Consider the following 12,338-nt stretch of genomic DNA (forward strand, 5'->3'; position numbering starts at 1 on the left):
GACGTAGTCGCGGGCAGTGACCCTGGCGAGCCACCACGCGAAGCACACCGGCCAGGCTACGAGCCCATGGAGTCGGCCAGGGACTCCAGGGCGGGCAGCGCGGCGTACAGCGTTCGCCGCTCCTCGGGACTCAGCTTCTCGATCCGTGCGGCGAGCCGGGTGGCGGCCTCGCGGCGCACGGTGCGGAGGAGTTCACGACCCGGGTCGGTGAGGGCGATCAGGCTGGCGCGGCGGTCCTCGGGGTCGGGGGTGCGCTCGATCCAGCCGGAGGCGTCGAGCAGATCGACCATGCGGGACGTGGTCGGCAGGGCGATGCCCAGCCGGGTCGCGAGGGCGCTGATGCGCATCGGGCCCTGGGTGGCGAGCGCTCCCAGGGCCGCCTGGCGGCTGGGGGTGAGATCACCGTGTTCGCCCCGGGCACCCCGCAGGGCCGGGAGCAGATCCTGGATGGCGATACGGAGTCGTTCGGCCAGCTCCGCGGGTTCCGGAACGGCGGGACGGGCTACATGGCCCGGGGCCATGGGGCCCGGAGTGGCGGGGCCCGGAGTGACAGGGCCGGGGGCGGTCGGATCGAGCGCGGTCATCTCGGCTCCTCGGGTGGTGGGCCCGGCCCGCGGCCGGGCGGGGACGGAGGCGGTGACGGTGGTGGCTGTGGCCGTGGCTGTGACGGCTGTGGCCGTGATGGTGGTCCGGACTCCGGTGGGGGTACCGGCCGGGGTGCGGGCGCCGGGTGGCGGGAAGTGTCCTCGGGGCGCGCGGTGCACGCGACGTGCTCGGTGTGCTTGAAGTCGGCGGTGTGCTCGGTGTCGGCGACGTGCCCGGTGTGCTCGGTGCTCGCGGCCTGCTCGGTGTGCTCGGTGCCGGGGCCCGCCGTGCCGCCCGGGGCGGCCGCCACCACCGCCGGTGCGGCGGCCTTCGGCCCCGCCGTGGGCCCGCCCTGGTGCACATAGCGCCCGCCGCGCAGCAGCGATGCCACGGCGGCCACCAGACACGCCGCGATGGCGAAGTCGAACGCCGCGGACAGGCCCTGGGCGAACGGCGGGGAGATCAGCGCCGGGAAGAAGCCGCGCCCGGTGAGATAGGCGGCGTGGTGGGCGGGCAGATGGCCGAGCACCTGCGGTCCGAGCAGAGTTTTCACCGGGTTGTAGCCGAGCAGCGAGGCGAACAGCACCCCGACCGGTGGCAGGGCGGCGACCCGGGCCGCGTCGGCGGGCGGAACCCCCTGCGCGGTCAGGCCGTGGGTGAGGGCGCCGGGGAGCGAACCGGCGAGCCCGGCGATCATCAAGGAGAAGAAGATGCCGATGGACAGAACAGTGGCCGAGTTCTGGAACGTGGTACTGATCCCGGCGCCGACCCCGCGCTGGTCGGGTGGCAGGCTGTTCATGATGGCCGCCCGGTTCGGGGAGCTGAACAGGCCCATGGCGATGCCGTTGACCAGCAGGATCCCGGCGAACACCGGATAGCCGAAGTTCACCGGCAGCTCCTCCAGCGCCACGAAGGTGGCGGCGGCCAGCAGCATTCCGCCGGTGGCGAAGGTACGGGCGCCGAACCGGTCGGAGGCCCAGCCGGAGAAGGGGCCCGCGAGCAGGAACCCGATGGTCAGCGGCAGCATATAGATGCCCGCCCACAGCGGGGTCTCCTCGAAGCCGTAGCCGTGGCGGGGCAGCCAGATGCCCTGCAACCAGATGATCAGGATGAACATCAGGCCACCGCGGCCCAGCGCCGCCAGCAGACTGGCCACGTTCCCCGCGGTGAACGCGCGGATACGGAACAGGCCCAGGTGGAACATGGGCTGCGCGACCCGGTTCTCGATCACACAGAACACGCCCAGCACCGCCACTCCCCCGGCGATCGCGGCGATCACCGCGGGGTTGCCCCAGCCCATGGTCTGGCCACCGTAGGGCTGGATGCCGTACGTGATGCCGGACAGCACGGCGATCAGGCCGATGGCGAAGGTGACATTGCCCCACCAGTCCAGCCGGGCGGGGGTGCGCACACCGGTGTCCCGCAGCTTCAGATACGCCCACACCGTGCCGAACACCCCGATGGGGACGGAGACCAGGAACACCAGGCGCCAGTCGAGCGGACCGAGCAGCCCGCCCAGGATCAGCCCGATGAAGGATCCGGCGATGCCCGCCACCTGGTTCAGCCCCAGGGCGAGACCGCGCTGATCGGCGGGGAAGGCGTCGGTGAGGATGGCATTGGAGTTGGCCATCAGCATGGCGCCGCCCACACCCTGGAGCACTCGCATCCCGATCAGCCATAGAGCGCCGGACGTGCCCTGCATCCAGGTCACGGAGAGCAGCACGGAGAACACGGTGAAGACCGCGAACCCCAGGTTGTACATCCGCACCCGGCCGAACATGTCCCCCAGCCGCCCGAAGCTCACCACGAGCACGGCGGTGACCACCATGTAGCTCATGATCAGCCACAGCAGCAGGCTGGTGTTCCCGGGGCGCAGCGGATCCACGCCGATGCCACGGAAGATGTCCGGCAGCGCGATCAGCATGATCGAGATGTTGATCGTCGCGATGAGAACGCCCAGCGTGGTATTGGACAGGGCGATCCACTTGTATCGCGACCCCGCGCCGCCGTCCGCATAAGGCCGTACGGCCCCCTCGGCTCCGGCCGTACGCCGCTCGGTCATCCCACCCACCGAGCATCACTCCCATCGGGAGTTGGTTGCTTGACATCAACCAACCTAATCCCGACATGTCCCATCTCCAAATGGGATCATGAGGCGCCCGCCGACCGCCGATTCACCCGGACGGTCGCCGGGCGGGCGGCGTGGCAGGACAACGGCCCGATCGCGGCGAAATACTCCTATGGAGCCCTGACCTGGTCAGCGGCGCGCGGGGGATTCGGCTGGTGGCCGAGACGACCGGACCCATGAGCGAAGGACGCAGACGTGAGTGAACGCCCGCTGCATACGACCACGGATGCCGGTTCTCCCGTCGGCAGCGACGAGTACTCACTCACCGTCGGCGCCGGCGGTCCCGTCCTGCTCCAGGACACCTATCTGATCGAAAAGCTGGCCCACTTCGTCCGCGAGCGCGTCCCCGATCGCGTGTACCACGTGAAGGGCGGCGGTGCGTTCGGCTACTTCGAGGTGACCGCCGATGTCACCGAGTGGACCAAGGCCGCCTTCCTGAACGAGGTCGGCAAGCGCACTCCGGTGCTGCTCCGCTTTTCGTCGGTGGCCGGCGAGGAGGGATACCCGGATTCCGACCGCGATGTGCGCGGCTGGGCCATGAGGTTCTATACGGAGCAGGGCAACTACGACCTCGTCGGCAACAACACCCCCGTCTTCTTCGTACGCGACCCCATGAAGTTCCCGGACTTCATCCATTCACAGGAGCGGATGCCCGCCACCGGTCTGCGCAGCAACAACATGCAGTGGGATTTCTGGACCCTTTCCCCGGAGTCCGCCCATCAGGTCACGGTCCTGATGAGCGATCGCGGCACCCCGCGCACCTGGCGGCATATGAACGGCTACAGCAGCGACACGTATATGTGGGAGAACGCCGCGGGCAAGAAGTTCTGGGTCAAGTACCACTTCAAGACCGAGCAGGGAATTGAGAACTTCACCGACGCAGAGGCCAAGGCGATGCGCGCCGAAGATCTCGACTGTCACCGCCGTGATCTGTGGGACGCGATCGCCCGCGAGGAATATCCGTCATGGCGCCTCGAAATGCAGATCATGCCCTATGAGGAAGCGGCGGACTACCGCTTCAACCCGTTCGACATCACCAAGGTCTGGCCGCATGCGGACTATCCGCCCATGACCGTCGGCCGCCTGGTGCTCGACCGCAACCCCGAGAACTTCTTCGCCCAGATCGTGCAGGCCGGATTCGACGTGGCGAACTTCGTCCCGGGAATCGGGCCCAGCCCGGACCGGATGGTATTGGCGCGGATGTTCGCCTACGGGGATTCGAGCCGCTATCGCACCGGCCCGAACTATGCGCAGCTCCCCGTCAACCAACCGCTCAGCGGGGTGCACAACTACAACAAAGACGGCCCGATGCGCTACCACCACAGCGGGAATCAGCCGGTCTACGCACCGAACAGCTACGGCGGCCCCAAGGCCGACCCCCAGCGCTTCCGCGACCCCAGCTGGTTCACGGAGGCCGCCGAGATCATGCGCGCGGCCTATGAGGCGCACCCGGAAGACGACGACTTCGTCCAGCCCGGCATGCTCTACCGCCAGGTGATGACGCAGACCGATCGAGACCATCTAGTCGACAACATCGTCGCGCATCTGAGCCAGGGCGTGGAGCGGTCCATGCAGGAACGGGCGGTCGGCGACTACTGGACGAGAGTGGACTCCGACCTCGGCGCGCGCATCGCACGGAGCCTGGGCCTGAAACCTTGAACGCGGACGGCGGGGGCGCTTGGGCGCGGGGCCGCGTGGCCACCGGGCTTCCGGCCCAGGATGACGAATGGCGTCCGCGGTACCCACTTATTTGTGGGTACTTGGCAGCGACGGGCGGCCGAGCGAATCTTGTTGCGGGCGGCCGGCGGGGCCGCCGGATCGGATGAGACGGAGGTGGTGTCGCGTCAGAGGCCCGGCTGGGCCTCGGCCAGCTTCTCCAGACGGCGATGGCCCCAATCGGACAGGGGAGCCAACGCCTCGGAGAGGTCACGGCCGAACGCGGTCAGGGAGTAGACGGTCTTCAGCGGCAGCACATCGTGCACTTCCCGGTGCACCAGGCCATCCGTCTCCATCTCACGGAGCGCCTGAGTCAGCACCTTCTCACTGAGGCCCGGCAGCCGCCGGCGCAGCTCGCCGGGGCGATGCGGACCGGATTCCAACGCCCAGAGCAGGGCGGTCTTCCACTTGCCGTCGATCACGGCGATCGCGGCGGTCACTCCACAGACGTTGGTGTCCTGGGCACGGCTGCGCGTCATCGTCACCCTATTTCTTGTGTGTCATCACTTACACGTATATGTATACGGGAGTTGAGCCATGTCCATGCACTCCGAACAGTCTGCCGTCACCGTGCTCGGTCTGGGGCCGATGGGCCGCGCCCTGGCCGGTGCGTTCCTGGACGCCGGGCTGCGGACCACGGTCTGGAACCGGACCCCGGGCAGGGACCGGGAGCTGATCGAGCGGGGCGCGGTCGGCGCGCCATCGGCGGAAGAGGCGGTCGCCGCCAGCGAGTTGACCGTGGTCTGCGTGGTGAACTACGACGCGTCGGATGCGATCCTGCGGCGCGACGCGGTCACCGACGCGCTCAAGGGACGCACCGTCGTGAGTCTGACCGCGGACACTCCGGACCGGGCCCGGGACACATCGGAATGGGCCGCCGGGCACGGTATCCGGTACCTCGATGGCGCGATCATGACGCCTACCACCACCATCGGAACCCCTGCCTCGGTGTTCATCCACAGCGGCCCGGCGGAGCTCTACCAGGAGCACCGGCCCGTGCTGGAGGCGCTGGGCGGCACCCATACCCACCTCGGCGAGGAGATCGGCCGGGCGGCGGCCTACGACATCGCGCTGCTCGACATCTTCTGGACGGCGATGGCGGGCTACGCACACGCCCTGGCGGTGGCGCGGGCGGAGGGAATCAGCGCTCGGGAGCTGGCGCCCTTCGCCAAGGGCATCGGCGCGATCCTCCCGCCGCTCTTCGAGGAGACCGCGGAGGAAGTGGACCGAGGCGGTTTCTCCGGTGAAGGCAACCCGATCACCTCGGCGGTATCGTCCATGGCCCATATCGTCCACACCTCCGAGGGCCACGGCATCGACGCGGGTGTGATGCGCGCGGCGGAAGGCATGGCCCGCCGGGCCATCGGGCTGGGCCATGGCACCGATGGGTTCATCCGCGTCGCCGAGGTGCTGGGCCGCCGCTGAGAACCCTCGGTTCGCGGGATATCCACGCAAACCAGGTACCGCTCCGCCGCCGTTGTTCGACGAGGGCTGGTGCAGCCGCCGGAGTGTACGAGATTCTGATCCACTCAGGCGGGTCCTCAGCCGACGGAGGCTACGAACATGGCGACACCAAACGCGGCGGAGCGGTCCTCACCGGCCGCGGGCAGCTACGAGATCGATCCGGCGGCATCGACCGTTCGCTTCGAAACGCGCGCCTTCGGGCTGCTCCCGGTCCATGGGACGTTCACCATCGGACAAGGCCGGATCACCGTCGCCGAGACGCCGGAGGAGTCGTCGGTGGACGTCGAGTTGGACGCGGCCAGCTTCGCGTCCGGCATTCAGCGGCGCGACGACCACGTACGGTCGTCCGACTTCCTGGACGTGGAGCGACATCCCACGATCCACTTCGGGTGCAGCGGCCTGGAGCGGACCGCCCAAGGCGATGTGCTGCAAGGAGAGTTGACCGTCTGCGAAGTGACCCGGCCGGTGGTTGTCACGATCGGCTCCGTGGTGGCCGAAGGCAAGCGGATCACGGCCAATGGCACCGCCTCGATCGACCGATACGCCTTCGGTGTCAGCAAGTCCAAAGGCATGGTGGGTCGCCGACTGAAGATCACCTTGGACATCGTCGCCGGCCGCTGAGCACATCGGGTGTACGGTCCGGCCGACGAGCGCGCCCGACTCCGGCTCACCGGCCGAGAGACCGGCCACCGTCCTCTTCGCGCCCGCGCCGGGCGCGCCGTTCGAGCACCACGACGTCGCGCCCGGTGCCGATGACCACTTCTTGTCCGGGTCCCATGCACAGCCGCCGGTGGACGGGTCCTCCCCCGTCGAAAACCGCCAGCTCGGCCGTGGTGCGAAGGTCGAAGATTCGGACGGTCAGGTCGTAACCGGCGGTGATGGCCACGGGCCGACCGTCGATCACACCACAGACCACTTCGACCACCCACGATTGGCCGAGCGTGGCACGGACATCACCGGTGGTCAGATCCCATACCCGCACCGGGTCACGCCCGGCGGTGACCGCCACGGGACGACCGTCAACGCTCGCGCACGCCACCGCGTCCAGCCCTTGGGCGAGGCCGGAGAGGGTGGTGCGCAGGTCGCCCGTGGTCAGATCCCACACCCGCAGCCTGGTGTGGTCGCCCACGACGGCCACGGGACGGCCGTCGACCGTCGTACACGCCAGCGTGGCGCTCCAGGCCCCCTCATGGGGCAGGGTCATGCGCGGTGTGAACGCGGTCAGGTCCCACACCCGTACGGCGTCACGGCCCGCGGTGACGGCCACGGGGCGATCGTCGACTGTCGTGCACACCACCGCGTCCACCGTGTCGGTGTGGCCGGTGAGAGTGGCTCGGAGGGCGCCGGTCGTCAGGTCCCAGACCCGTACCGTCCTTTCCCATCCGGCTGTGATCGCCAGGGAACGGCCCTGGACGGTGGCACAGGCCACCGCCCGCAGGGGGCCGCGGTGCCCGGCGAGGGTCGTGCGGAGGGCGCCGGTGGCCAGATCCCAGACGTGCACGGCGGCGTCACGGCCGGCGGTGACGGCGACCGCGCCGCTGTCCACGATGCCGCACGCCACCTCGGCGATGTCATCGGTGTGGCCGTCGTCCGGCATGTTCCCCCCGGCCGCGCCCGCCAGGTCCCACACCCGCAGCATCGCGTTTCCACTGGTCGTCACGGCCACGGGCCGGCCGTCGACCGTGGCGCAGGCCAGCGCCTCCACCGAATCGCCTTCGCCGTCGAGGGCGGCGACGAAGGCGGCGTACAGAGCACCGGAGGTCAGATCCCACACCCGCACCCCGTCGTGGCCCGCGGTGGCCGCCACGGGCCGGCCGTCGACCTCCGTGCACGCCACCGAGCTCACCTCGCCGCTGTGCCCCGTCAGAGTGGCGCGCGGGGCTCCCGTGGTCAGATCCCACACCCGCACCGCCAGGTCCTTGGCGATGACCGCCACGGGGCGCCCGTCGACGGTGGCGCACGCCACCGACCTCATGTGTTCACCGTCGTCCTGGTCGTCGGCGGAGGCGACGGGGAAGTCGATATGGAGGGTGTGGGTGGTCAGGTCCCACACCCGCGCCACGTCCTCATCGCTGACGGTGACAGCCATGGGTCGGCCGCCCACGGTGGTGCAGGCCACCGCCTGCACCCAGGTGTCGCGGCCCGAGAGAGTGGCGCGGAGGGCGCCGGTGGCCAGGTCCCACACCCGCAGGGCCCGGCCGCTGCTGGTGACGGCCACGGCCCTGCCGTCGACGGTCGCACACGCCACCGCGAACAGATGCCAGTCGTCGCCCGTGAGGGTCGCCCGCAGAGTGCCGTCGGCCAGATCCCAGACCAGCGCCTGCTTATCGCAGCCGACGACGGCCACGGGAGCGCCGTCGACACTGGCACAGGCCACCGCGGAGGCACCGAAGCCATGGCCGTGCAGGGTGGTGTGGAGGGCGCCGGTGGCCAGGTCCCACACTCGCACCGCGTCGTCGTGGCCGCCTACGACGGCCATGGGCCGGCCGTCGATCGTGGTGCGGGCCACCGTGTTCATCGAGCCCTCGTCACCGGGGACACTGGCGTACAGGGCCGGGGAGGTCTGCTGCCCGGTGGCCCAGCGGGGGCGCCATTCGAGCGGCTCCGCGAGCGCGGCACACAGCCGGCCGGCCGCGAACCTGGCGGCGTCGGTGGCGAGTACATGGCGCCGGCGGCGGGGGCTGAGCGGTCGGTGCACCGTGGCGGACGCCCGGTAGACGGCGGCGGTGAGCCGCCCTTCGTCCGTGTGGACGTCGCGCAGCGCGAGGAGCAGTTCATCGGGTTCGGCGTGGACCAGGTAGCCGGCGTCCATGAGGAGATCGTCCAGCAGTCCGCACCGCCCGGCGTGGGTCGCCAGATGCCGCAGCGCGTAAGGGTGGGCGCGGGTCCAGTCCCGCGCACCGTCGAGCCCGGGAGGCACCCGTGCGAGCAGCACCCGCGTGAACGCGCGGTGGACGGTGGCCTCGTCCGCACCGTCGCGGAGATGCTCGGCCAGCGCCTGGTGGTAGAGGCGGTAGGCGGAGCGGCCCGCCGCGGGCGCCTCGACGACGTAGGAGCCGGCGCGGCGGCGCAGCCGGAGCAGGTCGTCGTCGGTGTAGGTCACTCCGGCGATACGGGAGGCGAGCAGGGCCCAGATGTCCTCCCACGGCAGCCCCTGACCTTCGGCGAAGGCGAGCGGAAGGAGCAGATCCCGCACCCGCGCGGCGTCCGGGCCCAGCCGGGCCTCCAGGTCCTGGCGCATCGCGTCGCTGGGCAGCCGCGGAAGGCTCCGGCGCCATACGGGGTCCCGCGGATCGGGCACGGCGGGGTCGGCGGCGAGGGTGCCACTGGTGATCCGGGCCACCAGGAACGACGGCTCGGACGCCTCCGCCACCGCCCGTGCGACGGCCCGGAGCGCCGGGGCGGGCTGACGCCGGTAGGGGCTGTCGGCGGCGGAGTCGAGCAGACCGCGGGCGGCGTAGCCGGTCAGGGCGTCGAGGTCGGCGTAGCGCGGGGCGTCGAGATCGATGCTGCTCTCACGCTGGAGGCCGAGGTCCTTCAGCAGATGCGGACGGGTGCCGACCAGCAGCCGCAGCCGGCCGCACGCGTGGTCGACCAGGGGCCGCAGCAGACGCCGGACCAGGTGCTCGGGGTCTCCCGCCTCGTCCAGGGCGTCGATGAGGACGGTCAGCGGAACCGAGCGCCCGGACAGGGCCTCCAGCAGACTTCCGGGCGTGTCCGCGTCGGTGCGGGCGGCCGCGGAGATCCCGCGCAGCACCTGATCCGTCGTCAGGCCCTGTGCGTAGAGCGCCACATCGGCCGCACCGGCCGGCGGGACCGCCGCGGGCGGCAGTCCCAGGGCGTGCAGGGGTACGGTCGCCCGGCGGTCGGGGTCGGCGAGGGCCGCGATCAGGCCCAGTACGGCGGTCTTGCCCGATCCGGGGGCGGCGGTCACCGCCAGCAGGGGCCGCCCCGGGTCCGGGTTGGCCAGCCATCGGGTGATGTCGGTCAGCGCCGCGTGGCGCCCCAGGAACCACCATCCGCGGGCCGGTCCCTGGTATCCCATCGCCCGGGTCAGCAGCCGCGTCCGGTACTCGACGGCACGCCGTTCATCCTGGGCCTCCCAGTCACCGGCCCGCTGGATCGCCAGGTCCACCTCGGTCGGCCGGGACCGGTGCCGGGGGTTGGGCAGGAACGGCGGCACCCCGCCGGTCAGGAGGGACAGGCTGGCGCTGATCGTCTGGAACCCGGGCCGCTCGGAGTCGGCGTTCATCGCCGAAACCACCGCGTCCACCGCCAGCGTCGAGGGGGCGTGGCCGGCCGTGGGCAGGCCGTCCACCGCCCTCCGCAGCAGATGGGGGAAGGCGCCGGTCCGGGCCTGCTCGGCGGGCTGGGCGGAGGTGACCACGGCCAGGCCGGATCCCGACGTACGCTCCCAGCTGTGGGCCATCCGGGTCAGCGCCGCGGCGGTGAGTTCGTTGCCGCCGCGTCCGGAGTAGCAGGTGTCGAGCATCAGCAGCACCCGCCGCACCCGGGTGCCGAGCAGCATCTTGCGGGCCAGCTCGGCGGTGGGCAGCGCGTCGGCGATGTCCTCGGGGTCGGTGTCGGCGGTGAGCAGGACATGCTCCTCGCTGCCTTCGAGCACCTCGCCATGGCAGGCGATGTAGACCGTGAGCAGATCCGTGGGCCGCCGTTCCGGGGAGCGGCAGAACTCCCGCAGCCGCGTGGTCAGTTGCTCACGCGTCGGGTCCAGTCCAAGCTCATTGACGTGCTCGTACCCCATGGGGCCGGTGAACAGGTCGATGATCTCCTCGCGGGCGGCGGCCAGGCCGGGGCGGTTCCACCCGGGCTCGTGGCGGTGGTTCGCCACGGCGGTGGCGATCAGGAATCGCCTCTCGGTGTCGCTCCCCTCGACGCGGCTCCCCTCGCGGTCGGTGTCATGGAGCACGCAGACCCCCGGCGATCGCTTCGCCCGTGTGCGCCTCGGTCAGATAGGCGGTGACATCGTGGGCATGCGCCCCGTTGTGGACGATCGCGTTGCGCACCCGGTCACCGAACCGGGGGCGGAGGTCCTTCTCGAGCGCCACCACATCCCCGTGGTCGGCGATATTGGTCCACATCATCCGCTCCGTCCCGGGCCACCGGCCGCGCCCCTCCTCCGGCGCGGGGTCGAGGCGGTGGAAGACCAGATGGGCGATGCCCAGCGGGGAACCGAGTGTGACCAGGGCCCGTACGGGGTGCTCCGGCAGCGCGCACAGCGCCTCATAGGCCACGACCGACCCCAGCGAATGGGCGACCACCACTTCGGTGTCCGCCGTGATCCGGTCCATCACCCGCTGCCGGGCGGCCCGCCGCACCTCGGCGTCGAGGAGGTAGCGGCTAACCTGTTTGAGGTCGAAGACCAGGGCGCGCAGCGCGACCCCGGCGAAGAACCTCGAACGGGACAGCTGTCGCAGCGCCGCCTGCACCGACACCGGTGTACGCACCAGGGTGTCCGCGTCCGGTGGGGCCACCGTCTCGTCCACCGCCGCGGCCTGCCGCCACCAGGCCAGCAGCAACTCCCGCTCCAGTCCGGGGGCGACGTCCGCCGCGGTGAGAACCGGATCGCCGACGGCGAGCAGCTCCCCGGGCGGACGGAACAGATCCCCGTAGAAGGCCATCGCGACCTCCGCGTCGGCCACAGGGGCGTGGGCGGCACGGGTCAGACCGTCGGCCAGCGCCGGCCGCCACGCGCTGAGCAGGACCTGCTCGCCCTTCATCTGTTGGGCGATGCCATGCACACCCACGACACGAGCCATGCCGCTCCTCAGCTCCGCACCGAACCCTCACCCCTCGACCCTACTGACCGCACCACAGCCCAACTGGAGTGCGTCACCGCACAGTTGTGCGGTTGATGAAAGCAGCCGGGGCTCACAGGTCGACCTCGATGTAGTCGATGTCGGTGAACTCCACCAGCAGGCCCTGGGCGCGGCGGCCACGGTCCTTGAAGTAGATCTCCTGGAGGCCCTCGGCCGCGATGTCGATGAGCTGCTGTTCGGCCGCGCCCTGCTCCTGGGCGTCGAAGAGCCGGGCCGCGTACCGCGGTGGCAGCGCCTGGGTGATGTGGCGCAGCCGGGCGTCGTCGGTGGTGCCGGGGGCGGCGGTGAAGCCGAAGCGGGCGCGGGTGTCGAGGACGAGACCGCCCGTGGTGGCGGCGTGCTGCTTGGCCTTGGCGCGGATCTGCGGCTGCCACCGCTTCCTCACCTCGCGCTCCATCCGGGTGGCGAGGGGCTGACGCGGCCGCTTGAGCTGGTCCTTGACGTAGCGCTCGACGGTGCGCTGGGAGATGCCGAGCAGATCGGCCACCGGCCGGGTGCCCTTGAGCTGCCTGACCAGATAACGCATCCGCGCACCCGCCGACTTGGGGATGGGGCGGGTGAAGGCGCCCTCCACCGCCTTGTCCAGGCCCTCCGCCAGCTTGCCCATC

General features: G+C 70.8%; 9 protein-coding genes. 3 read left to right on the top strand and 6 right to left on the bottom strand.

Translation table 11 applies throughout. The features are described 5' to 3' along the window. Window positions 1–56: 56 nt before the first annotated feature. Both AB0E24_RS06960 and AB0E24_RS06965 read right to left on the bottom strand, forming a co-directional pair. Window positions 57–584 (bottom strand): MarR family winged helix-turn-helix transcriptional regulator, encoded by a 528-nt coding sequence (locus AB0E24_RS06960; RefSeq protein ID WP_359375203.1) that lies wholly within the window; start codon window positions 582–584, stop codon window positions 57–59. Further along, a complete protein-coding gene (locus tag AB0E24_RS06965; RefSeq protein WP_359375205.1) occupies window positions 581–2,656 on the bottom strand; it encodes an MFS transporter in 2,076 nt (691 codons plus the stop codon). The genes AB0E24_RS06960 and AB0E24_RS06965 overlap by 4 nt, the downstream gene beginning before the upstream one ends. Before the next feature lie 252 nt (window positions 2,657–2,908). On the opposite strand from AB0E24_RS06965, the gene AB0E24_RS06970 reads away from it, so the two are divergent. Beyond that, window positions 2,909–4,372, top strand: a complete 1,464-nt coding sequence (locus AB0E24_RS06970; protein ID WP_359375207.1) for a catalase — start codon at window positions 2,909–2,911, stop codon at window positions 4,370–4,372. A 185-nt stretch (window positions 4,373–4,557) separates the two neighbouring features. On the opposite strand, the gene AB0E24_RS06975 is transcribed toward AB0E24_RS06970, so the two are convergent. After that, window positions 4,558–4,908 carry a winged helix-turn-helix transcriptional regulator gene (locus tag AB0E24_RS06975; RefSeq protein ID WP_069862475.1) on the bottom strand — a complete coding sequence of 117 codons (351 nt, stop codon included), beginning with the start codon at window positions 4,906–4,908 and terminating at the stop codon, window positions 4,558–4,560. Window positions 4,909–4,966: 58 nt separating this feature from the next. Here AB0E24_RS06975 and AB0E24_RS06980 point away from each other — a divergent pair, with 58 nt between their 5' ends. Together AB0E24_RS06980 and AB0E24_RS06985 are read left to right on the top strand one after the other, a co-directional pair. After that, window positions 4,967–5,854, top strand: coding sequence for an NAD(P)-dependent oxidoreductase (locus tag AB0E24_RS06980; RefSeq protein ID WP_232635836.1), 888 nt, complete (start codon window positions 4,967–4,969; stop codon window positions 5,852–5,854). A gap of 138 nt (window positions 5,855–5,992) precedes the next feature. Beyond that, a complete protein-coding gene (locus tag AB0E24_RS06985) occupies window positions 5,993–6,514 on the top strand; it encodes a YceI family protein (protein WP_359375210.1) in 522 nt (173 codons plus the stop codon). Between the two features lie 46 nt (window positions 6,515–6,560). Here AB0E24_RS06985 and AB0E24_RS06990 read toward each other — a convergent pair whose 3' ends face one another. From AB0E24_RS06990 to tpg, 3 genes are all read right to left on the bottom strand, one after another. Beyond that, window positions 6,561–10,820, bottom strand: coding sequence for a caspase family protein (locus AB0E24_RS06990; RefSeq protein WP_359375212.1), 4,260 nt, complete (start codon window positions 10,818–10,820; stop codon window positions 6,561–6,563). Next, window positions 10,810–11,670: a hypothetical protein gene (locus AB0E24_RS06995; RefSeq protein WP_359375214.1), complete on the bottom strand. Its 861-nt coding sequence runs from the start codon at window positions 11,668–11,670 to the stop codon at window positions 10,810–10,812. Before AB0E24_RS06995 ends, AB0E24_RS06990 begins: the two co-directional genes overlap by 11 nt. Before the next feature lie 112 nt (window positions 11,671–11,782). Beyond that, a complete protein-coding gene (tpg, locus tag AB0E24_RS07000; protein ID WP_093701134.1) occupies window positions 11,783–12,337 on the bottom strand; it encodes a telomere-protecting terminal protein Tpg in 555 nt (184 codons plus the stop codon). Window position 12,338 lies beyond the last annotated feature (1 nt).

The sequence above is a fragment of the Streptomyces malaysiensis subsp. malaysiensis genome, assembly GCF_040653035.1.
Taxonomy (GTDB): Bacteria; Actinomycetota; Actinomycetes; order Streptomycetales; family Streptomycetaceae; genus Streptomyces; species Streptomyces malaysiensis.

Bases quoted from the DNA above. Each gene is read 5' to 3' on its own strand.
- AB0E24_RS06985 (WP_359375210.1), top strand. From the start codon at position 5,993: ATGGCGACACCAAACGCGGCGGAGCGGTCCTCACCGGCCGCGGGCAGC.
- AB0E24_RS06975 (WP_069862475.1), bottom strand. From the start codon at position 4,908: ATGACGCGCAGCCGTGCCCAGGACACCAACGTCTGTGGAGTGACCGCC.
- AB0E24_RS06995 (WP_359375214.1), bottom strand. From the start codon at position 11,670: ATGGCTCGTGTCGTGGGTGTGCATGGCATCGCCCAACAGATGAAGGGC.
- AB0E24_RS06960 (WP_359375203.1), bottom strand. From the start codon at position 584: ATGACCGCGCTCGATCCGACCGCCCCCGGCCCTGTCACTCCGGGCCCC.
- AB0E24_RS06980 (WP_232635836.1), top strand. From the start codon at position 4,967: ATGTCCATGCACTCCGAACAGTCTGCCGTCACCGTGCTCGGTCTGGGG.
- tpg (WP_093701134.1), bottom strand. From the start codon at position 12,337: ATGGGCAAGCTGGCGGAGGGCCTGGACAAGGCGGTGGAGGGCGCCTTC.